Genomic DNA, 22,299 nt, shown 5'->3' on the forward strand with positions numbered 1-22,299 from the left:
CAGTTCAGCCTCACGGCTCTCAAGGAGGCTTCGCTTCGCATCCAGCGCCTGGGAGAGCCGCGAGAGTCCTTCGAGGCGCACACGGAGTTCAAACGCTCTCTGGAATGCTGCTTCGGCACGGTTGCATTCTTCGCCAAGTGCGGCAAACCGTTCCGGGTCAAAAGAGAGGCGGGCAAGTTCGTCCATCGCACTCTCCCGCTTCTTACAAAGCCCGTCAATCTTTGCAAGAACGACAGCGTGCTCCTCCTCAAGCGCTGGTTTTTGCAGAAGTCGGGCCTGCATCTGCGCATACGCACGGTAAGACGCCTCAAGCGCCTGCGCCTGCGCTTCCAGGTCTTGCAGGACCCCTGGGTCGAACCCGAGCCGTGCGATCTTCGCCTCGGCCTCCTCTTTACGGGCCAGGTAATCCTCGACATCGGCGATGAGCTGCTGCCGCTCCTTCTGGAGGGCGGGAAGGCGGCTGCACTCGCCCCGGAGCGTATCAGCCTCCGCCCGCTTCCCGGTCAGGTCCCGGATCCGCTCTTTGAGGGCATTATGCGCCTCGGGATCGTATTCATCCATACCAAGCGCCCGTATTGCGGCACTGTACTTTTCAGCCTCGGTCTTGCGCCGTTGCAGGACGGCTGCGGTCTGCTCGTATCGGGAGGAATAAAGCGCATGCTGTTCCTTTAAGCGCTGGTATGCCGTACGTTGCTGGTAAAGGTTCTGTAAGCCTGCGATGAGGGCCTCGCGCTCGGCGACTGCCCTCGCATACTCGTGCTCGAGATCGGCAAGCGTCTTCTGTTTTAATTCACTGGCGGCTGCAAGATCGTCGACCAGTTCCTCATAATGCTCGCCGAGGCTCTGGTGGCACATGGGGCAGGACCCTTCCGGGCCTGCGGTGATGATCTCGGCCCGGTGCTCCGCCAGCCGCCGGATCTCCTCGCGGATCGTCTCCTGGCGTTCGGCGCACACGCTGATCCGTGAAGTCAGGTACTCTTTTTTGCTCTCTGCAGACTCAATCTGCTCCTCAATCGCACCCATCCCGGCGAGTTGCCGGGAAACTCCGGCGATCTCGGTCTCGAGTTGATTCATCTCTTCGGAGGCGGCGCAAGCTTCCTGCAGGCACCACTCTCTCTGCCGGGCATACTCCGCCGCCGAGAGAAAGATCTCTTCACGGGCCCGGAGAGCATCGAGGTCACGGACCTCGGCCTCCAGCGCACGGAGATGCTGGACCTTCCCTTCAATCCGCTCTATCTCCTTTCGGTTCTCCAGGACCCGCTGCTCTATCTGGGCAAACCGCTCATCGAGGCGAGCAAGTTCCTCACGAAGACTGTCGTATTCGGGTTGGAGAGCCTTCATCGCCGAGATACGATTATGAAGCGACTGCAGCGCTGCAATATCACCGGAAAGCCCAGCAACCGCGTCCTCATCTTTTTTCAGTACGGCGAGTTCGGCTTCAATCTTTGCGAAGCGTTCAGTATACTCCCGGATCTGCTCCTCAACGGTCTCCACCTCGTGCCTCAGGCGGTCCACGGTTGCCCTATTCTCGGCCATTTGGGCGAGCTCTGCCTTTAAGGATTCGTAACGCCCGGCAAGGAGATCGAGATCTCTAAGTTCGTCCTGCAACCGCTGCCGCTGTGCGATCTCTGCCTCTCCCTCCTGGCACTCGGTGCGGAGCCGCGCGATCTCTGCCTCAAGCACCTCCCTCTCCCGCGCGAGGTGCAGGTAGCGGTCGCGCACGGAGAGAAGCCGATCGCGCTCTTTACGGGCGCGCTCAAGCATCTCTGCAGCGCTCTGCTCGCCGGCACTGATCCGCTTCAGTTCGTCCTCCGCCCGGGCAAGTTCGGCGCGAAGTTCCTCAAGTCGGTCGCGAATCGAGGCGGCATCGAGTTCCTGGAGTCTTCCCGTGAACTCCAAAAGAGTTCCTTCCCGGGCATCGATGATCTGTTTTAACTCCTCCATGCTGTCTTTCTTGAGGTAATCGATGCCCAGCACCTGCATGAACCAATCCTTCCGGGATCCGGCCCGGCTCTCGAGCAGGGTGAGGAGTTCCTTCTGTCCGGCGTAGATGGTGTTTCGGAAGTCACCCGGCCCCATGCCGACGATCCGGTGCACTTCTTCTCCAACTTTTTGGACGCTGCTTGCAAGCAGTTTCTGGTTCAGGAAGAGGTACGCCTCGTGGAGGGTCGAGGAGGGGCGCCGCTTGAACCTGCGAACGACGGCATACTCGTTGCCACCGACCAGGAAGTCCAGGCGGACCTCGCAGACATCCTGCGGGCCCGCAAAGGAACTGACGATGTAGTTCCCATCTAGCCCCGTCCCCTGAAGCCCGTAGAGAGCAAAGAGAATAGCACTCACGATGCTGCTCTTGCCGGTCCCGTTGTTCCCGATGATACCCGTGATGCCGTCCTGGAAGGTGATCTCCTGGTCGCGGAACCGCTTGAAGTTCCGCATCCGGAGTTTATTCAGCAGCATTCTCCCCCTCTTTGTGGCGCGCGATGACCGTTCTGAGGACATCTGTCCCGGTCTTCTTCACGAACTCTTCATCGCCGGGGGCGAGGTGCTCCATCTCCACGAAGTGCTTGAACTCGGCGACGTAGTCAAGGCCGACAAGCGAGTCTTCGTAAAGTATCCGGGATGGATCGTCGATGGTGAGGGCCTGCAGTTTGAGGTCGAGCACCCGGCTCCTGACCTCCGCGAGGGGCTTCTGGTCAAGTGCGCGGAGTGTCTCGCGCCGGATCCCATCAAGCGTGATCTGGCAGATCGCCTGGTAGATCCCCTTCCCGGCTCTATCAACTGCGTCAAGGATTCCATCCACGACCTCCCGGGCAGAGAGACCGTCGCAGTTGATACGGCCGAGGTTGATCATGGGGGTGTGCGGGAGGTCGACATGCCGGACCTCCCCCGAGGCCAGATCCACGACGAGGCCACCCTTGGTATCCGATATCTCACCGTAATTACAGTATTCAAGCGACCCGCTGTACCAGGCATTATCGGTGACCTGTACCTGATCGTGGAAGTGGCCGAGCGCGATGTAGTCGAACCGGTCGGAGAGGATCGTCGCATCCAGTTCGTGTTCGGCAACGGTGCGGAGCCTTCGATCCGAGAGAACGCTTGCAAGACCATGAGTGACGAGCACGTCTGTGCCGGAGGAGAACTCTATCTCCTCAAACGCTGCCCGGTACCCCTCAGGGAGAAGCATATTCGGGATCAGATGAAAGACAACGTCATCGAGTTCAACCCGCCGATAGCGGTTATGGTGAGCGATGTAGAGATCGTTTGCGCGGTAGCCTGCCCGTTCGAGCACCTCAAACGGCGATGCCGTATATCGGGTCTTGGCCATGCTGTGGTTACCCGCGACCATGAGCACCGGTATCCCGGCATCTCTAAGACGGCCAAGGGCATCGAGGGCCGTTGTGTAGGCGCGGGTTTTCGGCTTGACCTGGTGGAAGAGGTCGCCGGCATGGACGAGCGCATCGGGATGCAAGTCGATGATTCGATCGATGGCGGCGAGGAAGTTGTCATAGATGAGTTGTTCGCGCAGGTTCATCCCGGTTTTGGGGTCTACCCGGTTAAATGCCGACAATCCGAGATGTGTGTCTGCTACATGAACGATCTTCATGCCCAATTAGTCTCCGTGTCTCTTGCGTATAAATGCCTGATCTCTGTGCTGTGAAAGTGTTTGGCACCGGGTCGGTGTCAAAAATACGTGTAAACTAATATATCCTCACCAATATTTGTATGGTGATCTCGTGTCGAAAAGAGCCGTAGATGCAGTTTTTCAGGCGCTCTTCCTCCTCTCCGACCTCCGGTTTCTGCTCCGGGAGACAGCTCCCAAGCATGACCTTGACGAGGCACAGAGAGCGCGCGCCGCAGCCACGTTAGAGAAGATGAAGCGGCAGATCGCAATCATTGAAGAGGAGTTGATCCAGTGAAATGCGCAGTAGATATCGAGTCACGCGACATCGAGGAGATGTATATCAACATTGACCCGATTCAGGCAGGCGGGCGACTCACCGCGGACGCCATGAAAGCGGCGATATCATTCGGCGACGGCTACTCAGTCTGTGACAACTGCCGGAATCCCCCCAGGCTTGATTATATTCAGAACCCCCCGATCGCGCAGTTCCACAAGGACCTTGCTGCGTGGCTGAATATGGACACTGTGCGGGTGGTGCCGGGAGCGCGCCGCGGGTTCCAGGCGGTGGCAAATACATATGTTGAGAAAGGCGATCCGGTCATCCTGACGTCGCTCGCTCACTATACGGAGTTTATGGCAATCGAGGCGGCTGGAGGGATCCCGCGGGAGATTCCAAAGGATAAAAATAATCACATCACCGCCGATGCTGCGGCGGAAAAGATTGAGGCGGTGATCCGTGAGTTCTCGAAGACGCCACCGCTGCTCTTTGTCGATCATGTCGACTACCAGTTCGGGAACATTCATGACGTCGCGGGCATCATCAAGGTCGCCCACCAGTACGACATCCCGGTCCTCGTCAACGGGGCCTACACCGTAGGGATCATGCCTATCGACGGCAAGGCACTCGGAGCCGACTTTCTGGTAGGGTCGGGCCACAAGAGCATGGCGGCCCCAGCACCATCCGGCCTCCTTGCGACGACGAACGAGCACGCGGAGCGGGTATTCCGGATGACACAGGCGAAGGGAGATGTAACGGGCAGGTCGTTCGGCATGAAGGAGATAGAGATGATGGGCTGCACCCTGATGGGGGTCACCGTCGTCGGCATGATGGCCTCGTTCCCTCACGTAAAGGAGCGGGTGAAACACTGGGAGACCGAGGTAACCCACTCACAGGCAGTCGTTGACGCCCTCCTCTCCATCGAGGGGACGAAGGTGCTCTCAGATTACCCGCGGCAGCACACCCTGACCCGGATCGATACCAGCGAGTCCTTCGATAAGGTCGCGCAGCAGCACAAGAAACGTGGTTTCTTCCTCTCGAGCGCATTAAAGAAGCGGGGGATCACCGGTGTCATCCCCGGGTCCACCCGGGTCTGGAAGTTCAACACCTTCGGGCTGACCGAGAAGCAGATCCGGTATGTCGGAGAGGCATTTATTGAGGTTGCGCGGGAGAATGGGTTGAATATTATCTGAAAGACTCGTCAACTCTTTTTTAGCGGCACAGTGTGAGCGGGGGCAGAACCCCTCACTCAACCAACTCAATCACTCCGTTCTTTGCGCGGTAGCGCTGCACCGCCCCGGTAGCCTGCTCCGCGAGGGCAGCAACGCCTATCTCTTCCTCAATCCGTGCAATCGTCTCCGCGGGTGCCGCTGTCGAAGGGTAGCGGGGAGCAACCGCGCACTCGACACTCCCGGGATGGGGTTCGAACGTCCCGATGGCGCGGGCGCGCTCGATGATCTCCTCCTTGTCAAACCCAATCAGCGGGCGAAGCACCGGAATGGACGTCGCCGAAGCGATCACGGTCATATTTGCAAGCGTCTGGGAGGCCACCTGCCCCAGGTTGTCACCGTTGACAAGCGCGTAAGCGCCGCGCTCCCTCGCAAGGATGCCGGCAACCCGGAGCATGAACCGCTTGCAGAGGATGCACCGGTAGCGCGGCTCTTTCAAGCCCGTGATCACCTCAAAGAACGGCTCCATATCCACGACAAGGAGATCAAGCGGGTGCCCCGGGATCCAGGTGGAGAGCCGGGCATGATTTGCGAGGACGTTCCGCTCCAGATCGGCTCCTCCGAATCGACCGCCCCGCATGTTGACGTGAACCATCCGGCAGCCCCGGCGCATCATCAACCACGACGCGACGGGCGAGTCGATCCCTGCCGAGAGAAGACACAGCACCTCCCCCTGTGTCCCATACGGGAGACCGCCCGGCCCATCGATCTTCTCATCGTAAACAAGGCCGCCAAACTCCCGGGCCTCAACAAAGACCTCGTAGTCGGGCGCCGTCAGGTTAACCCTTGCATCAGAGATCCGGTCAAGGATGGCTGAGCCAACCTCGGCCGCGAGTTCCTGACTGTTGAATCCCTCGACCCCCGAGCGGCGTGCCCGGACGGCAAACGACATTCCCGGGTGGAGACGCCGCTTGGCGTGCTCAACGGCTGCAGCCGAGATCCCCTCGATATCGGGCGTGGTCACCGTGCAGACGCTCACGCTTGCCACACCAAACGTCCTTGCCGCCACCCCGGCAATCTGCCGGGGTTCGTCTCCGTAGATCAGAACTCTCCCCCGGGGAGCCTCGATGCGGTAAGAGAGCCCTTCGGCCTCCAGTGCGAGCCGGATGTTCTCGATCATGATCGATATGAACCGGCGTTTCACCGGCTCGCTCTTGAGGAAGATCTCGCTGTACCGAATCATCACCGCTTCCACGAATCTGCGCCTCCTTCCCGATAGCCCTCCGGAGCAGCCATAACATCCTCAAAACCCGGTTTTTTCACCGCATCGAGCAACCGCTCCAACTCTGCATGATGCGCCAGGTCGACCTCACTAGGAGCTCGATGATCGCCGGTGGACCGGACCCGTATGGTCCCCGGAATCTCCCGCGCAAGGAGTCCTTGGGCGGCCGCAATAGGCTCAAAGGATTTCATGAGCGAAGCCAGCCCCAGTCTATCTCGCATCTCCTCTTTTTATGCTCGCTCGACCTACATGAATCTTCGCGAATCGCGGCAATTTAAGCCTTCTGCATCGTGAGCAAATGGTATTTAACAGAGGCACTCCGAATGTGTACTGATATGGCAAAGAAGGCGAGTGCCAAACAGGCAGAACCCATGAAACTCTTCTATATTTTTTACAATCAGGAGCGCTGGGACAACTGGATTAAGACGCTGGAAGAGGCAAGTTTCGAGCCCGCAGAGGGCGAAGAGGTCTCCGAAGGGGAACAGATACTCTACAGTTTCACTGAGGATATCACCCTCTCGGTCTTAAAGATCATCCGTCTCTACCAGAACGGCCGATTCACGAAGGAGGAGACCATTGAGAAGCTCAACGATGTGGAGCTGATTGTTATGACCGGTCTCCCCGAAGGAGACCTCGAGGAGATCATCGGGTCGCTCCAGCTCTCGCTGCTGGTGCTCTTTACTGCCTGCCGGAAGTACCTCGAGGGTGAGTTTGATAAAGATATCAAGACGCTTGTGAAGAAGGGGCGGAGCATCGACGAGGAGAACCTCGATGAGGCGCTTGAGGTTGCAGCGAATATCGGGGCGGCCGTGATCGATGGTGCCACCTGCTGCGGAAAATATATCAAGGACAACGTGGAGAATCCAAGCCTCTTTGACGAGTGGCTAATCGAGATCGAGACCATGGGCAACGCCATGAAGTCACTCGCGAAGTTTGACGAGGAGCCTGGAGAAGTCTCGTGATTGCAGATAAGGCCCGATTTCGGGCGGCAAGGAGACTTGAACGGGCAGCCGGATTCCGGCTCCCGGATCATGTCTTCTCAGGCGCATTTCTTGAGGCGCTCGGGAGGGCAATCAACTTCGATAACCTCGATCGCCGGATGCGGGAGCAGCTCCTCGCTTTTTTCCGCGACTTCATGGACTGTGAATGCAAAAACGCACCCTACTGCGGATGCCCTGAGCGGAAGTTCACCCTTGCGATCATCGAGTTTCGTGAGATGGGGCTTGATCACCGCCAGATCAGTGCCCACCTTCTCGACGAGTACGGGATTGACCTCTACCCCGCCGATATCCTGAGTTTCCTCGAAGACTCTGTCCATATGCTTGAGGCGATACGCGACGTCGCCGAGTTGCAGGGGCGGGAGAAACTGGCGGAGAACGCCATCGAGCATATCAGGAAGATCGAACACTAAGGCAAGACCCTGGATGTCCCGGGCTCCACTCTTCGCCCCATTCAGGGCAGCCGCATAAGTATGGCTCCTGGCGACTACCCGCCCCCGGGCTTGCGCATCATGGGAGCCACGTTGCAGCCCGCCATCTCCCCAAAGCAGAAGAGGAACCGCTCCCGGATACTCTTCGGCAGCCTCGCCTCCGGGATGAGTTCAAACCCGAGTCTTTCGTAAAACCCAATCAATGGAAGTGTTGAGTGGATGTAGATCGTCTCGGAGCCGCATTCTTCGAGAAGTCTCTGGACAGCTTCCCTTGCATATCCGCTTCCACGGTACTCGTCCAGGGTGAAGACGCAGTCCATCTCAAGCCCCTCCGGATGGCGTGTGCAGCGAGCCGTCGCCGCAAGGGTTCCATCGACGAAGACGCCAAAGATCCTCTCCCGTGTCGGATCGGACTTCTGGCCGCGGTAGTGCATCCAGACCCTCTCTGCAAGCAAAAACTCATCACGTTCCAGTTCACGGATATTCTTCCTCATCATCATCCTCTCATATGAGCACAACCTGCTGCACCATCTTACTTCAATTAAACTGAGAGAGGTTTCCGGGGGGTGTTAGGATGATAGCAAGCGCAGCCCGTGGACCGTGGTTCTCCCGGGTTTAGAGTGAGCCGGGCCACGGGAGACCCAGTTTTCCGGCCAGGTCTTTGAGTTCGTCGTGGATACCACCATCAAGTCTGAGGAGGACCAGGCAGTAGACCAGCCCGCCGAGCGCAACCGCCCCAAGAACGACAAAGACGTTTGAGAGCGGGACGACGAGTGAATAGGCCGCAAGAACGACCGCCATAATGAGTGCAGCAAGGACGATGTTACCCACGCTGCGGGGCTCTATCGTTACCCGAATACTCCGGGATAGGGCATAGTAGGCGAGCGCTGCATTGAGAACCATGGTGACGAGTGTTGCCGCCGATGCCCCGACGATGCCGTATGCCGGGATGAGATAGAGGTTGAGCCCAATATTCGCAGCAACTGCAACTGCCGTCACCCGGAACGAGTCCCTCGGCCGGTCGAGGGCGTTCAAGCACGTCGTCTGGAGAAACATAAAGACATGAACAACCTGGACGAGCAGGAGTATCGCAAGAGCTCCCGCCCCGGTGGAGAATGCCTCCCCATAGAAGAAGTAGAGGAGACGCTCCCCGAGGATCCAGCCGCCGAGAACGACCGGGACCGCGAGGAGGAGCGAGTAGGTGAAGGCACGGGCAAGTGCACGCTCCACCGAAACAAGATCGTTCTGTTTCCCCCAGTAACTGACCTTCGGATAGAGAGTTGTATGGAGCGCTGTGGTGATGAATGTTGCAGCCGTAGTGAGCTGAAGCGCCACACGGTAGATGCCGACCTCGGTATCCGTCAGGAAATAGCCGAGCATGATGATATCGGCATACGAAAAGACTAGAGAACCGCTGGAACCAAGAAAACTCCAGAACGAGAAGAGAAAGAGGCTCTGAATATGCAATAGACCAAACGGCGCTAGTTTGAGATCGAGGAAACGGTAGTTGATGAGTCCAGCCGCAAGGAGCCCGGCAACGAACCCCCCGGCGAGACCCGCAATGCCATACCCAAGGACGACCGCAATGACCTGAACAATAACCCTGACCAGGTTGTCAACCAATTGGCTGATCTGGTTGACGCCGACCTTCCCACTGCCGTAGACCGCGTTGGATGCGACGCTCGTGAAGACGCTCGCGACCAGCGCGATGATCAACCAGAAAAAGGCCCCGGATGCAGTGATATCGACGAGATACGGCCGTGCAACGAGGAGGAGGCACACCGAGACGACCACCAGCATCACGCGGAGGACGAAAAACGCGGTAAAATACGCATTCTGATCCTCACCCTCACTGATCCGCTTTACCGCAGCACCACCAAATCCCCCATCGCCGATCAGATTGAAGACGCTGAAATAGGCAACAAAGAGGAAGTACGCACCCAGTATCGCGGGACCGACAGTGTGGGCAAAGAGCATCGTGGAGAGAAACCCGACGGCGGTGAGGCCCAGGGTTGAGGCGAGGCTGATGAGGCTCTGACGCTGGATCGGGTCAATACGCATGACTCGGGCAAGATACCCCCTGGGTCGAAACACAGCATTGGATTCTCCGTCAAAAAATTTATGAGTTTTGAACTCATGCAAGGGGGCCATCAGCGGTCTGGCAGGATGAGTCTTTTCGATCCAGGCGAGTGCAGCAAAAACTACTGGCGGTGAGATCTTGGATGTAGGGGTGATCGGTGTCGGAATGATGGGCAGGAATCATGCCCGTGTTTATTCAGAGTTGAAGGCGGTGGACTCACTCTACCTGTACGACCTTAACCGGGAGGCGGCCCGCGACCTTGCCGAAGCCTTCGGGGCAACAGTCTCTTCAAGCATTGAAGACCTGCTCGGAGGCGTGGATGCAGTGAGTGTCTGTGTTCCGACCTCTTACCACTTCGAGATTGCAGAGCAAGTCCTCGATGCCGGGGTACCACTTCTCATCGAAAAACCCATCTGCGCAACTGCTGACGAGAGCAGGCGGCTTATCCAGATGATCCCGGACGGCCTCGTAACCGGGATCGGCCACATCGAACGGTTCAACCCTATCCTCCCCGAGATCAAAAAGATTGTCCGGAACCCCCTCTACATCGAGATAAAACGGCATAACCCGGCATCGGCACGGGTGAACAGTTCCTCGGTCGTTGAAGACCTGATGATCCATGACGTGGATATTGTGCGAAACGTCCTCCTTCCTACCGGAGACTACCGCCTCACCGGGAGTGGAAACGAGGATGTATGCAGCGCTCTCTTCTCATTCGGGGAGACACCAGTCTACCTCTCAGCGAGCAGGAAGTCCTCAAAGAAGATCCGCATGATCTACATCGAGGAGGAAGAGTTCACCATCGAAGGAGATTTCATGGCCCAGGAGATCTACATCCATAGAAAACCTGGACAGTATGCGGCCGATGATGAGCGCTATGTGCAGGAGAACATCATCGAGAAGGTGCTTGTAAACAAGCAGGAACCTCTGAAACTCGAACTCTCGACGTTCCTCGATTGCGTCGCCAGGAAAAGAGCGTTCCCGGTCACCCCCGAGCAGGCGCTGCTGAACATGGAGATCTGTGAGAATATCGCGCGGTGCTTCTCCCCTAAGATGGTGCGGGTATGAGTAAGAGGTTGCAATCGCTCATTAACGCCAGGGGCCCGATCAAGAAGATCGGTGTCGTCGGGATGGGTTACGTTGGTATTCCGGCCGCGGTGCTCTTTGCCGACGCACCGGAGTTCGAGTCAGTCGTCGGATTCCAGCGTGATTCCCCGTCCTCCGGCTACAAGATCGCCATGCTGAACCGGGGCGAGTCTCCGCTCAAGGGAGAGGAGCCAGGGCTTGAAGAACTCCTCAGCAGGGTCGTTGGTGCGGGTAAGTTCCGGTGCACATCGGATTTTGCAGCGATCGCGGAGTGTGATGCGGTGACCCTCTCCATCCAGACCCCGTTTAAGGACCCAAAAGACCTCATTCCGGACTTTTCTGCCCTGACCGAGGGACTTCGCGCGGTGGGGAAGAATCTCTCGGAGGGCACGCTCGTGGTCCTCGAATCGACCGTAACCCCGGGAACGACCGAGCGCATGGCCCGCGATGTTCTCGAAGAGGAGTCCGGGCTCGTCGCCGGCGAGGACTTTGCACTGGCGCACGCCCCCGAGCGGGTGATGGTCGGGCGGCTGCTCCGGAATATCCGGGAGCACGACCGGATCGTCGGCGGGATCGACGACGTCTCGACGAGGCGTGCGGCCGAACTCTACCGGCCCGTTCTCACGACCGGCACGATCATCCCGATGACCGCGACCGCGGCCGAGGTGACGAAGACCGCCGAGAACGCCTTCCGCGACCTCCAGATCGCGGCTGTCAACCAACTCGCCCTCCACTGCGAGGCAATGGGCGTCAACGTCTACGATGTCCGGACCGGGATCGACTCACTCAAGGGCGAGGGGATCACCCGGGCAATCCTCTGGCCCGGGGCCGGGGTAGGTGGCCACTGCCTGACAAAAGATTCATGGCACCTCGAGCGAGGGGCAAAGGTCCTCGGCGGCGATCTCTGGTATCCACACGGAACCGAATCGATCTTCGGCGTCGCACGGGCGATCAACGAGTTCATGCCCCGGCACATGGTTCACCTGACGTGCGAAGGGCTTAAGCGGGCAGGAAAATCCCCGGAAGATGCGAAAGTTGCGCTCCTTGGATGGGCATTCATCCAGAACTCGGACGATGCGAGAAATACACCGGCAGAGTCCTATCTTGCGGCGATGGCAAAGGCGGGTGCAGAGGTCAGGGTTCACGATCCGTTCGTTGAGGACTATCCGGGCATCGAGATCATGCACGACCTGGACGCGGCCCTCGTGGAAGCGGATGCCATCACGATCTTTACGGCGCATCACCACTACGCCACTCTCAACGCAGGCCGGGTAAAGGAGCTCTCGGGTGAGGAGCACCCCGTGATCGTCGACGGCAGGAACGTCATCGACCCGGATGCTTTCATCCGGGCGGGGTTTATCTACAAAGGCATCGGCCGGGGCGATAAGAACAACCATCCGATCGCCTGGAGCGGTTCATCGATTCGGGACACTCCGGGCACCGGGCAATACTCTTATGTATGAGAACCGCCAGTCAGTCGATACGTCTACCGGGAGTAAAAAGGCTGCCGTAAACGCGATCCCGGGCGATACGATCCAGCGGTGCACCACCGCCTGATCAGCCGGGATCAGGGGGTCTACATTGATTGGAATAATTTTAGCAGCAGGAAGAGGGCTAAGATTAGGCAAGGATATCGATCTTACGAAGGTAGGCCCCAAATGCCTGCTGACCGTCAATGGCTATACGTTGCTGGAGCGGATGGTAGCAGATCTGGCGTCCTTTGATGTGGATACAATCAAGATCGTTGTTGGATATAACGCTGATGCCGTAGAGGGGGCCCGTTCCAAACTGGAGAGCAAATACGGTGTTGATCTGATCCTCGCCTACAACAACGAGTTTCTCTCCACCAACACAGCCTACTCACTTAATATCGGGATATCTGGCGTAGACGATGATGTTGTCATATTTAACGGGGATTTACTCTACGATTATGCCATACTGAGTGATCTACTGAGCATAAACCAGACGGCAATCGTGGTTGATGATAAGAAAACACTCACAGAGGAATCATTCAAATTAAGAATCGTAAATGGCCAGATAGAGGAGATTGGTAAGTTTATCCCGATAAATGAAGCGACAGGAGAGTTTATCGGCATCTCAAAGATCGCCAGAGGTGACGTAGAGGAAGCAAAAAGACTTCTGAGATACAGGATCGCCAGTGATCCGAATAGTTATTATGATGAAATATACAAGCCCCTATCGAAAGATGGGCGCTTTGCATACTCTTTTACGAATGGGCTGAAATGGACCGAGATCGATGATATCCACGACCTGATATATGCAAAAAGCATCGCGAGTGTGTCTGACAGTACACGGAGGCATCTGGGATGATCTCAAGGGTAGGAATCATCGGCGCCGGAAGTATGGGCACCGCCCTTGCACAGAGGATATCCAGCAGAGCAGAAGAGGTTATCCTGTATGGACGCAAACAGGAGGTCGTCAATTCGATTAACGATGAGAGGTGCAACCCCGATTACTTTCCGGGTCTACTGTTAAACCCGAATATCCGTGCAAGACTGATCGCCGGTAATCATGGTCTTGAGGATTGCCAAGCCGTGCTAATTGCCGTACCCTCCAGCGAGGTCCGCTCCATCGTTCATGCCATCAGTCACGACCTTGCGAATAAGGTCATTATCACCGTATCCAAAGGCCTCGAGTATCCCTCACTCAAGACAATGAGCGAGATCATCTTCGAGGAATCAAACAACCCAAATATTGTCTGTATATCAGGACCGAACTTCGCCGACGAGATTGCATACGGGCACATTGCCGGCGCTACAATCGGTGCTGCCGATCCATCGCTTTCGACGATGCTATCCGATCTATTCGGAGGATTCATCCTCGATTTTTCAGACGACCTCAGGGCGGTCGAGTTGTGCGGAGTACTCAAGAACGTGTATGCCATCGGCGCCGGAATGTGGGATTCGGTGTATGGCAACTACAATGAACATTACACCTTCCTGAATATGTGCTATAAAGAGATGTGCCGCTTCTTGAGAGAGATCTCATCCGACAGGGAGATATTCACGAAGTTCTGCTGCTTTGGCGATTTTAATCTTACGGCGAACGTGGATAAAAGCCGCAACCGGACATTGGGCCTGATGGTTGGAAAGAATATCATAAAGACACCCTACCTGGAGCCCGGGGTGACATTTGAGGGGTCTAAATCCGTTGAAGGCATAATCGAGCTTGGGGCGAGACACGGCATTGATATGCCCATTGCAACGCTTATCTCAGATGTATTGAACGGCAGGAGCAGTATCCGGAACACTGTTGAGACCCTTATTCGGGGACCGCCCCGGCGTACTTCCAGGCGGGTGGTGCGGGCCGGGTGAGTTGGCCATGTCACTCGTAACGAACCTTCTGTAAAAGTAAAACTCCAGAATCTCAAAGAATGGAACTTGCCGGGATTCAATTGGTGACTCGGATGATCATACCAATACTCAAGAAGGCGACTTTAGCCGTCTTCTTCTATGTAGTGTTGGCTGCTTTTCGGTATTCCCGAGAATTCAGCCATTTGCAAAACCCTGGAGTCGCGGTTCCATCCCCATATGCTTCCATCAGACCCTCTGCAACATCATTCTGATACAGCCGGAGAATATTTCTGAGTGCCACATGGATATAGTGAACAAAGCACACAGGATAGATCTTCGTCAGCTATGTATGATCAAACAAGGAGACAGAATTCAGATAAATTGCAGAAGATCTGAGATGTTATCTTTTTTTGGGATAGAAAGATTAATTTTTTGCCTCAATTCCATCGATTTCTGCCAGTTTTTTACTGCCACTCATTTGCTTTATGAGATATCTCCAAATGATGGATGGAAAGCAGATGCCAAGGAGTAGTAATCCATGAATACCCATGTTTCCCCATATTACCTTTATCCTTTCAAGATAATTTGTTATAATCTGGTTCTCACTCTCTCCCCCTTTCAAATAGTATACTACAGGTATACCAATATACTTCATACTTTGTCCGGATCCAATTAAGACCCGGAGCAACCAATCAAAATCAGCGTAAATTTTATAATTTGTGTTAAATCCCCCATATTTCGTGAAAGTAGATCTTTTAGCAAAGGTGGTTTGGTGACAATATCCTCTGCGGATCAGATCCTGGATACCAGTACGGTAGCTGGAACACCGCTGCTCATCAACCACATCGTAATAGATATAATCTCCATAGAATATGTCATTATCCGGGTCAGCACAGAATCTTTCAGCGATATTTTTCAGTACATCGCTATTGTAAAGATAGTCTCCCGCATTTAAGAAGTAAACAAGATCGCCAGTCGCGTATTTCAGCCCTTTATTCATGGCATCGTAAATGCCATCATCCTTCTCAGATACCAATATTTCAATATACTTCTCGTATTTTTTTACAATCTCAAGGGTTCTGTCAGAAGATAACCCATCGATGATGATGTATTGGATATTTGTATAACTCTGTTCTACAACACTTTTTATTGTTCTATCTATAAGTTCTTCGCAATTAAAACATACAGTAATTATCGATATTTTGCAATCATTCATAGCATCATCCTTTCAAAGACCACAAAAGATCATAGGTATACCATTTATGATGCCACCCAGTTATTAACATTAGGTTGCAGCATTAGGGCGAACAACCGGGGGCCTTTGAAATCTCATACCTCTTCAGAACTTTGCGATTTCCTGCAGGAATGAACGAAGCAGAACAAGTGTTCTTGAAATTTTCGCAGTTCGGGCTGTTTCAGGGTTTTGCTATTTGAGGATGGCCCGATAAAACGAAAGATATTCGCCTGCCATCCTCTCCAGTCCAAACCGCCGTGCCGCATCCTCGGCGGCCTCCCGTCCCATCCGCAACCGGAGCTCCTCATCTTCGAGCAACCCAAGGACCCGTCCTGCCATCGCCCGGGCATCTCCCACCGGTACGAGACAACCCGTCCGCCCCTCTATGATCTGTTCGGGGATGCCTCCGACCGCACTCGCCACAACCGGGGTGCCACAGGCTAGGGCTTCAAGGGTGGTGTTCGGGAAGGTTTCGGCACGGGCGGGGTGGAGGTAGAGATCGGTCGCCTGGTAGTATCGGGCGACTCTTTGGGGATTCTTCTGGTAGGGGATGAACCTGATCTCGATATTACCAATCCTTTTCGGCGGGGCGGCTTCGCCGAGGGCAATACAGAGCACCTTTGCTCCGGTTTTTGCAATCATCTCAAGGGTTGACTGCAGGGTCCTGTAATCTTTCCAGATATTCTTTCGGATGCCGTTTGCTGCAAAGAGGAGGATCTTTGCATCGTGTGGGAGCCCGAGTTCCCGTCGGGCCTCAGCCCGGTCAGCCGGGTGGAAGATACCTAAATCTACGCCGTTGGGGATTACCCTCGATGCCACGATCCCCGGTTCCAACATCGATTCTTCGACCTTATCCATGAGCCACCGGCAGGGGGTGACGACGTACAACCGGCTCTTCCTATAAATATCCGCCTTGAGCTGCCAGTTGTAAGCCGTCGCATCCCTTCTGATCGCCGGATAAATCGTGAGATCCGGGCAGTTTCCACATCCTGTCTTCCAGCGCTCGCAGTCAAAGGAGTGAGCGCAGTGACCGGAAAGGAGCCACGCATCGTGGAGGGTAAGTATGGTCGGGATCTGGCGGCTGAGATGAGGAAGGGCACGGAGGTCGAAATAACCGCCATGGAGGTTGTGGCAGTGGAAGATATCGGGGGATTCAGGGTTCCGATCAAGCAATTTCCAGGTTCCGGGGTGATCAAAGTCCTCATAGCCTTTAAGATAGGCACCGATCCGACGGGGGGTTGTCAGGAAGTCAACCAATTTCACGACACCCGGGGTGCGAGGTAAACTCCGGATCCTGGCTGGAACGAGTTGAAAGATTTTGTTAAACCTGTTTTGAATAGGAAAAACATCTGGATTTTGCGACTTTTTTATCCCTACTGCCAACCATGAGTGGTGGCCATGAGCACGGTAAGCCGTATGAAGATCCCATGCAATCCTTTCGGCACCACCGGCAATGTCATACGTGCTTACCTGAAGGATGCGGAGAGCTGATTCACTCATTAAACCAAGCCTTCATTCTGGATGAAAACGACTCAACATCCCAGTCTCTGACCAGCGCCCTGGGGAGGCGATATGGGTCTGTACTTCCAATGAGGGTTAAGCCATAGTTGGCGCATGCTGTAGTAATACCTGCCTCCTTCACTATCTTGACAGTTTTTCGATTGAAGTCCACTCGGCCGCCGAAGGGATACGAAAAAGTCTGCACTGGGCGACCAAGCGTCTCTTCAAGATATTCTTTACCCTGAATAACCTCAGTCCTTTGTATACCTACTGGCTGCATAGAGAGCATTGTATGGGTTGCCGTATGTGATCCAATTTCTATCAGCCCTCCCCGAGCAAGTTCTTTTAATTCGCTTACAGTGAGAGACCGGTGAGTCTTTCGCCCAGTTCTTGGCATCTCGGCCCATTGCGCGATAGTGGAAAGGATCCATATTTCAATTGAAACTTTGAGGAGATCTTTGGGCTGAATACAGTTCCACTTGCGTATTAATCCAATCTATTCAACAGCATGACATGATATAGTATACAACTCCCCCCACGGGGGGTTACCTTCAGTTTCCACTTAATTTTACTACTAGAATTCTAGAGATCAATTCACCCCAATTCATCTCCTATAACTTTGTTGATTTTCAATTTACCTCATGTAAGTAATTTGTCGTCTGCTAATTGGAAGATTTACATATCACACAAGATGTTTCTTATACCACTCAATCGTCCGCTCAAGCCCCTCACGGAAATCGACCTTCGCCCGGAACCCGAACTCCCGCTCCGCACGGGAGACATCCAGGCACCGCCGGGGCTGGCCGTCGGGCTTGGTCGTGTCCCAGACAATCTCGCCCGTAAACCCGGTGAGGTCGGCAATGAGGGTTGCAAGGTCGCGGATGGTGATCTCAAAGCCCGCCCCGAGGTTCACCGGGTCGGGCCTGTCGTAACGTTCGGCGGCGAGTGCGATCCCTTCCGCGGCGTCGTCGACATAGAGGAACTCCCGCGATGCCGACCCGGTCCCCCAGACCTCGACGCTCTCCGCACCGGTCTCCACCGCCTCGACGAACTTCTTGATCAGGGCCGGGATGACGTGTGAACTTGCAGGATCGAAGTTGTCACCGGGACCGTAGAGGTTCACCGGGAGGAGGTAGATGGCGTTGAACCCATACTGCTGCCGGTAGGCCTGGGCCTGGACAAGGAGCATCTTCTTTGCAAGGCCGTAAGGCGCGTTGGTCTCCTCGGGGTACCCCTCCCAGAGGTTCTCTTCCCGAAATGGGATGGGCGTGAACTTCGGGTAGGCGCAGATCGTCCCGACCGCGACGAACTTTCTCACACCGGCCTGCCGGGCGGCCTCCATCAACTGGATCCCCATGACGGCGTTGTCGTAGAAGAGGGAACCCGGGTTAGCCATGTTGTAGCCGATCCCCCCGACCTTGGCTGCAAGGTGGATGACGAGGTCGACATCCCGCACAGCCTCAACGCAGTTCTCCCACTGCCGCAGGTCAAGATCTCTGCTCCGGGGCACCCGGATATTCTCCTTCGCAAGTCCGCGCTGCTCAAGTGTCCTCACGAGGGCTGAACCGAGGAACCCGGCCCCACCCGTGACGAGGACTGTCTTATCCTCCCAGAACATCATACCATCTCCCGGATTATATCAGTGCAATCTTTTGTCCCGTCTCTCTTGAAGATATCATCGATTTCATCAAAGTTCTTTCGAAGGTCCATCAGGGATTCTAAGTCCTCCGTCCACGAACCGTCGAGGACAGCCTCCGTTGAGACCTCTTTCCCGATACCCAAATGTTCAACGCCCCCGATGAGATAGTCGTCCTCGGCAAACCCATCCCTTCGGAAGAGGGCCAGCGGGACGCCGGCCCGGATCGCTTCCGAGATGGTGCTGTAGCCGGGCTTTGAAACCACCAGATCGCAGGCGGCGATCCAATCCTGAGTCTCAGTCTCGCCGGGAGGGATCCGGATCGTGCCCGGGATCTCAGTCCATGACGGGACAAGGAGGGTGCACTCACGGAGTGCGGTCTTGATCCCCCGGAACACAGCAGGGTCAAGGGATTGACCGCCGCCGAGGTAAACAAGTGGTCGCTTGGAGGAAAGCCCCGGAAGCTCCGCCCGGGACCGGGTCACTGGTCGCACCACGAGCCCCACCTCCCGCTGGTCGGAAAAGACCTCCATCGGCTCATGGAGCGGGAGCAGGAAAGCGCCGTCTGCGGCGCGGTAGGCTTCAGCGATTCGGCTGGTCAACTCGTTCTGCCCGTAGAGGTGAGTATAGATGAGATGCCAGGTGAAGTTCGAGACACCGAGCGACGGGATCCCGAGTTCCTCTGCGGCGAGGAAGGGCTGCGGGGCGATATCGGAGAGGACGAGGTCAATCCCGCGGTCATGGAGGAAGGCCTTCTCGCCGGCGATGCAGTCATCCCAGGTGGAAAGCCACCGCTCTACCGCGGTAAGAGTCCGTTCCTTATCCACGACAGTGCCATCCATCAGAACCCCGGGGTCATTCCAAACCCGCAGGACCCGAACCCCGGGGAGCGAGCGGGCCATGAACTCAGCAGGTGAACCGGTCCTGACGATCACTTCAGCATGCAGGGTTTCCTGCAGCCCACGGATCAGAGCGATGTCCCGCGCCGCGTGGCCATAACCATAGTCACTGGTGTAGAAACAGACCCTTGGCCGCCTCAATCTCTCGTCCACCACCGGTCCGGATACACCCGGGCGAGGAACTCGTCCCCTTCACCGGGAGGCTCAAGTCCTGCCTCCCTCAGGTCCGCATCGACCATGATCTTTGTTAAGTCGGTAAACGTCACGCAGGGCTTCCAACCGAGCTTTTCCCGGGCCTTTCTGGCATCCGCGATGAGGTTCTCAACCTCGGTCGGCCGGAAGTACCGGGGATCGATCCTGACGTACTCCTCCCAGTCGAGGCCGACGTAGGAGAAGGCGGTCTCAAGGAACTCCCGGACGGAATGGCTCTCGCCGGTCCCGATGACGAAATCATCAGGCTCCTCCTGCTGGAGGATTCTCCACATGCACTCGACGTACTCCGGGGCAAACCCCCAGTCCCGCCGAGCATCCAGGTTCCCCATGTAGAGGTATTTCTCTTTTCCAGCAAGGATCCGGGCGATCCCGCGCGTGATCTTTCTCGTCACGAACGTCTCGCCCCGTCGGGGGGATTCGTGGTTGAAGAGGATCCCGTTTGCGGCAAAGATCCCGTAGCCGTCGCGGTAGTTCCGCGTCATCCAGTAGGCATAGAGTTTGGCGCAGGCATACGGACTCCGCGGCCAGAATGGTGTCGTCTCGTTCTGCGGCGGCGGTGTCGCCCCGAACATCTCGCTGCTCGAAGCCTGATAGAACTTTATTCCGTTTCCGCTCCTCCGGATCATCTCTAGGAGCCTGGTTGTCCCGAGACCGGTGACGTTCCCGGTGTACTCGGGCGTATCGAAACTGACCCGTACATGGCTCTGGGCCCCGAGGTGGTAGACCTCATCGGGTTTGATATTGTAGATGAGGTGGGAGATCTGCTCGTCGTCAGAGAGGTCGCCATAGTGGAGGAAAAGACGGGCACCGGCATCGTGGGGATCGGTATAGATGTGATCGATCCGGGAAGTATTGAAGGTCGATGCCCGCCGAATGATTCCATGTACTTCATAGCCTTTGTGAAGGAGGAACTCAGCGAGATACGAGCCGTCCTGCCCGGTGATGCCGGTTATTAAAGCTTTTTTAAGGATAATATTCACCATCCCATCTTGACAATCAGTAACTTGTTTGTAAACTCACATTATATGGATTTTGTATTGCTGATATACTCTCACGTTTCACGAGATTCGAGAGAATCAAGGTTAAAATAGGAACTGCCAAGAAACGCTATCGGTATTCTGCAGTAAATCTTTGAAAGACATATGAAACATAATCAAAGTATTTCCTATAAATCTGGGGGACATCAATCCTTATATATAAAGATCAAATAAATCCTTCAATTTGACGGCTTTCCAAAACAGCGGAAGAGGTATCGCTGCCATACTGCGCAGGATCAATCTTCTATGCCGAAGACACTCTGTTCTGTACGCCTTTAATATCCGATTGGCCTCCTCACTCTCGCCGGCAATGAGGTTTCTTGCAGCTCTCGCAATCTCTTTCTTCGCGACATACTCTTGTACATCGCTCAGTAACTCGTGAGGGATTGCACCGTTCTCCATCGATTGAAGCGCAGTCTTCACGAACGGTTCAGGAGCAAGAGGGAGTTGCCGTCCACAAACCCTGTTGGCAGCCTCCCAGTGATAGATCGCCCCCATATACCAGTTGAAAGCAATGGGATATTTCAGCGCAATCTTACCAAATAGGTCGGCATCTTCTCCAAACCACGCATCCTCCGGAAATCCGCCAACCTCGGTAAAGATCTTTTTCGGGATGCAGACAACCGATGTCCATACCGGATATTCACCGAGTGCAGCGGACTTGAAGTAGTTCGGGATCAGGCCTCTCCAGGGTGCAGGCGGGATCGCCCGATACTTCGCCCATCGGAGCCTGCCACTCACTTTCCGAATTTTGTATGCCGTTGTGTAGGCTCCAGCCTCTGGGAACTCTCTCTTCAATGATAGGATCGTCTCCAGATGCCGGGGCATCCACTCGTCATCGGCGTCCAGAAACGCGACAAGATCGGCCCGGCTCATGCTCACCCCCTGGTTTCTGGCAGCAGAAACCCCGGATCCCCTCTGCCGGACAAACCGGATCCGGGGGTCACCGAACCCCTTCACTATCTCTGGGCCGCTATCGGTCGATCCTCCATCCACGACGATCACTTCAAAGTCCTGGACGGTCTGGCTTATTACGGACTGCAAAGCTCGCCGGATATGAGGCCCTTTGTTTAACAACGGGATGACTACAGATATCTCCGGTTCTGTACTGCTATCGAGTTCATTCGGTAGGATCGGGTGGTGTACACGCTGCTCCCGATCAGGTCTGGCCCTGGGGATCTGGAACAACTCTGATGAGCGCTGCTCCGTCGTCGATAGGACCCTCATCGACAATCCGGGATCATGTATGCCTCGAATTTGCACGCCTGCAAGAGAGGAACATTCTATAATTGAGGAAGACTTCCCCCGGAAAGATCGGATCACCGTAGCTCATCCCCCCGACATCGCTTTGCCCCCAAGAGGGAGTTCAAAGGCTTAAAGGTTCCTGGAGTAACTGGGAATTACCGACATTATCGTGCTGATCAGCGGTGCCCGGAAAACCATGGAGAGAGGGGCATCTTCTGGCGCAAATGTGTCTAACGGGCCAACCCAAGCAAACATCAGCGGAAATTGCAAAGATGT

The 22,299-nt window shown here is 55.5% G+C and carries 21 protein-coding genes; 8 read left to right on the top strand and 13 right to left on the bottom strand.

All coding sequences use genetic code 11. The features are described 5' to 3' along the window. On the bottom strand, positions 1-2,457 hold a 2,457-nt coding region (locus MCUTH_RS08825), incomplete at its 3' end, for an AAA family ATPase (RefSeq protein ID WP_066958193.1). Continuing rightward, the gene (locus MCUTH_RS08830) at positions 2,444-3,604 is read right to left on the bottom strand and encodes a metallophosphoesterase family protein (protein WP_066958194.1); all 1,161 of its coding nucleotides are present in this window, start codon (positions 3,602-3,604) and stop codon (positions 2,444-2,446) included. The genes MCUTH_RS08830 and MCUTH_RS08825, both read right to left, overlap by 14 nt. A 130-nt stretch (positions 3,605-3,734) precedes the next feature. Here MCUTH_RS08830 and MCUTH_RS08835 point away from each other — a divergent pair, with 130 nt between their 5' ends. Together MCUTH_RS08835 and pscS are read left to right on the top strand one after the other, a co-directional pair. Then, positions 3,735-3,917 carry a hypothetical protein gene (locus tag MCUTH_RS08835; protein ID WP_066958196.1) on the top strand — a complete coding sequence of 61 codons (183 nt, stop codon included), beginning with the start codon at positions 3,735-3,737 and terminating at the stop codon, positions 3,915-3,917. Then, positions 3,914-5,092 carry an O-phospho-L-seryl-tRNA:Cys-tRNA synthase gene (gene pscS, locus MCUTH_RS08840; protein WP_066958197.1) on the top strand — a complete coding sequence of 393 codons (1,179 nt, stop codon included), beginning with the start codon at positions 3,914-3,916 and terminating at the stop codon, positions 5,090-5,092. The genes MCUTH_RS08835 and pscS overlap by 4 nt, the downstream gene beginning before the upstream one ends. Positions 5,093-5,144: 52 nt before the next feature. On the opposite strand, the gene thiI is transcribed toward pscS, so the two are convergent. Both thiI and MCUTH_RS08850 read right to left on the bottom strand, forming a co-directional pair. After that, positions 5,145-6,323 (bottom strand): tRNA uracil 4-sulfurtransferase ThiI, encoded by a 1,179-nt coding sequence (thiI, locus tag MCUTH_RS08845; protein WP_066958199.1) that lies wholly within the window; start codon positions 6,321-6,323, stop codon positions 5,145-5,147. Beyond that, a complete protein-coding gene (locus MCUTH_RS08850) occupies positions 6,311-6,571 on the bottom strand; it encodes a hypothetical protein (RefSeq protein ID WP_066958200.1) in 261 nt (86 codons plus the stop codon). Before MCUTH_RS08850 ends, thiI begins: the two co-directional genes overlap by 13 nt. A gap of 114 nt (positions 6,572-6,685) precedes the next feature. On the opposite strand from MCUTH_RS08850, the gene MCUTH_RS08855 reads away from it, so the two are divergent. Both MCUTH_RS08855 and MCUTH_RS08860 read left to right on the top strand, forming a co-directional pair. Continuing rightward, entirely contained in the window at positions 6,686-7,312 is a 627-nt protein-coding gene (locus MCUTH_RS08855; protein WP_066958202.1) for a DUF2150 family protein, read from the top strand. Then, positions 7,309-7,761, top strand: a complete 453-nt coding sequence (locus MCUTH_RS08860; RefSeq protein WP_066958203.1) for a DUF5814 domain-containing protein — start codon at positions 7,309-7,311, stop codon at positions 7,759-7,761. Before MCUTH_RS08855 ends, MCUTH_RS08860 begins: the two co-directional genes overlap by 4 nt. A 74-nt stretch (positions 7,762-7,835) precedes the next feature. Here MCUTH_RS08860 and MCUTH_RS08865 read toward each other — a convergent pair whose 3' ends face one another. Next, entirely contained in the window at positions 7,836-8,273 is a 438-nt protein-coding gene (locus MCUTH_RS08865) for a GNAT family N-acetyltransferase (RefSeq protein ID WP_066958391.1), read from the bottom strand. A 121-nt stretch (positions 8,274-8,394) separates the two neighbouring features. After that, on the bottom strand, positions 8,395-9,840 hold the full coding sequence (locus MCUTH_RS08870) for a flippase (RefSeq protein WP_236707447.1): 1,446 nt from the start codon (positions 9,838-9,840) through the stop codon (positions 8,395-8,397). A 157-nt stretch (positions 9,841-9,997) separates the two neighbouring features. Between MCUTH_RS08870 and MCUTH_RS08875 the strand changes: the two genes are divergently transcribed. The 4 genes from MCUTH_RS08875 to MCUTH_RS08890 all read left to right on the top strand — a co-directional run bounded on the left by MCUTH_RS08875 (position 9,998) and on the right by MCUTH_RS08890 (position 14,280). Next, the gene (locus tag MCUTH_RS08875; RefSeq protein WP_066958207.1) at positions 9,998-10,927 is read left to right on the top strand and encodes a Gfo/Idh/MocA family protein; all 930 of its coding nucleotides are present in this window, start codon (positions 9,998-10,000) and stop codon (positions 10,925-10,927) included. Further along, positions 10,924-12,408 carry a nucleotide sugar dehydrogenase gene (locus tag MCUTH_RS08880; protein WP_066958208.1) on the top strand — a complete coding sequence of 495 codons (1,485 nt, stop codon included), beginning with the start codon at positions 10,924-10,926 and terminating at the stop codon, positions 12,406-12,408. Before MCUTH_RS08875 ends, MCUTH_RS08880 begins: the two co-directional genes overlap by 4 nt. Positions 12,409-12,526: 118 nt before the next feature. Next, positions 12,527-13,276 carry a phosphocholine cytidylyltransferase family protein gene (locus tag MCUTH_RS08885; RefSeq protein WP_066958210.1) on the top strand — a complete coding sequence of 250 codons (750 nt, stop codon included), beginning with the start codon at positions 12,527-12,529 and terminating at the stop codon, positions 13,274-13,276. Further along, complete coding sequence (locus MCUTH_RS08890) at positions 13,273-14,280, top strand: NAD(P)H-dependent glycerol-3-phosphate dehydrogenase (protein WP_066958211.1); 1,008 nt, start codon at positions 13,273-13,275, stop codon at positions 14,278-14,280. Before MCUTH_RS08885 ends, MCUTH_RS08890 begins: the two co-directional genes overlap by 4 nt. A gap of 403 nt (positions 14,281-14,683) precedes the next feature. Here the strand turns inward: MCUTH_RS08890 and MCUTH_RS08895 are convergent, their stop codons facing one another. The 7 genes from MCUTH_RS08895 to MCUTH_RS08925 form a co-directional block, all read right to left on the bottom strand. Continuing rightward, positions 14,684-15,475 carry a glycosyltransferase family 2 protein gene (locus tag MCUTH_RS08895; RefSeq protein WP_066958213.1) on the bottom strand — a complete coding sequence of 264 codons (792 nt, stop codon included), beginning with the start codon at positions 15,473-15,475 and terminating at the stop codon, positions 14,684-14,686. Positions 15,476-15,685: 210 nt separating this feature from the next. Then, a complete protein-coding gene (locus tag MCUTH_RS08900; RefSeq protein WP_083524841.1) occupies positions 15,686-16,993 on the bottom strand; it encodes a glycosyltransferase in 1,308 nt (435 codons plus the stop codon). Beyond that, positions 16,986-17,390, bottom strand: a complete 405-nt coding sequence (locus MCUTH_RS08905) for a polysaccharide deacetylase family protein (protein ID WP_083524842.1) — start codon at positions 17,388-17,390, stop codon at positions 16,986-16,988. Before MCUTH_RS08905 ends, MCUTH_RS08900 begins: the two co-directional genes overlap by 8 nt. Before the next feature lie 285 nt (positions 17,391-17,675). Next, on the bottom strand, positions 17,676-18,614 hold the full coding sequence (locus tag MCUTH_RS08910) for a GDP-L-fucose synthase family protein (RefSeq protein ID WP_066958218.1): 939 nt from the start codon (positions 18,612-18,614) through the stop codon (positions 17,676-17,678). Continuing rightward, positions 18,611-19,681: a glycosyltransferase gene (locus MCUTH_RS08915; RefSeq protein WP_150468748.1), complete on the bottom strand. Its 1,071-nt coding sequence runs from the start codon at positions 19,679-19,681 to the stop codon at positions 18,611-18,613. The genes MCUTH_RS08910 and MCUTH_RS08915 overlap by 4 nt, the downstream gene beginning before the upstream one ends. Beyond that, entirely contained in the window at positions 19,666-20,724 is a 1,059-nt protein-coding gene (gmd, locus tag MCUTH_RS08920; protein WP_066958221.1) for a GDP-mannose 4,6-dehydratase, read from the bottom strand. Before gmd ends, MCUTH_RS08915 begins: the two co-directional genes overlap by 16 nt. Positions 20,725-20,931: 207 nt before the next feature. Further along, positions 20,932-22,005, bottom strand: a complete 1,074-nt coding sequence (locus MCUTH_RS08925) for a glycosyltransferase family 2 protein (RefSeq protein WP_083524843.1) — start codon at positions 22,003-22,005, stop codon at positions 20,932-20,934. Positions 22,006-22,299: the final 294 nt, after the last annotated feature.

Source organism: Methanoculleus thermophilus, assembly GCF_001571405.1.
Taxonomy (GTDB): Archaea; Halobacteriota; Methanomicrobia; order Methanomicrobiales; family Methanoculleaceae; genus Methanoculleus; species Methanoculleus thermophilus.

Bases quoted from the DNA above. Each gene is read 5' to 3' on its own strand.
- MCUTH_RS08830 (WP_066958194.1), bottom strand. From the start codon at position 3,604: ATGAAGATCGTTCATGTAGCAGACACACATCTCGGATTGTCGGCATTT.
- MCUTH_RS08850 (WP_066958200.1), bottom strand. From the start codon at position 6,571: ATGCGAGATAGACTGGGGCTGGCTTCGCTCATGAAATCCTTTGAGCCT.
- MCUTH_RS08855 (WP_066958202.1), top strand. From the start codon at position 6,686: ATGGCAAAGAAGGCGAGTGCCAAACAGGCAGAACCCATGAAACTCTTC.
- MCUTH_RS08865 (WP_066958391.1), bottom strand. From the start codon at position 8,273: ATGAGGAAGAATATCCGTGAACTGGAACGTGATGAGTTTTTGCTTGCA.
- MCUTH_RS08870 (WP_236707447.1), bottom strand. From the start codon at position 9,840: ATGCGTATTGACCCGATCCAGCGTCAGAGCCTCATCAGCCTCGCCTCA.
- MCUTH_RS08880 (WP_066958208.1), top strand. From the start codon at position 10,924: ATGAGTAAGAGGTTGCAATCGCTCATTAACGCCAGGGGCCCGATCAAG.
- MCUTH_RS08890 (WP_066958211.1), top strand. From the start codon at position 13,273: ATGATCTCAAGGGTAGGAATCATCGGCGCCGGAAGTATGGGCACCGCC.
- MCUTH_RS08895 (WP_066958213.1), bottom strand. From the start codon at position 15,475: ATGAATGATTGCAAAATATCGATAATTACTGTATGTTTTAATTGCGAA.
- MCUTH_RS08900 (WP_083524841.1), bottom strand. From the start codon at position 16,993: ATGAGTGAATCAGCTCTCCGCATCCTTCAGGTAAGCACGTATGACATT.
- MCUTH_RS08905 (WP_083524842.1), bottom strand. From the start codon at position 17,390: ATGCCAAGAACTGGGCGAAAGACTCACCGGTCTCTCACTGTAAGCGAA.
- MCUTH_RS08910 (WP_066958218.1), bottom strand. From the start codon at position 18,614: ATGATGTTCTGGGAGGATAAGACAGTCCTCGTCACGGGTGGGGCCGGG.
- gmd (WP_066958221.1), bottom strand. From the start codon at position 20,724: ATGGTGAATATTATCCTTAAAAAAGCTTTAATAACCGGCATCACCGGG.
- MCUTH_RS08925 (WP_083524843.1), bottom strand. From the start codon at position 22,005: ATGAGGGTCCTATCGACGACGGAGCAGCGCTCATCAGAGTTGTTCCAG.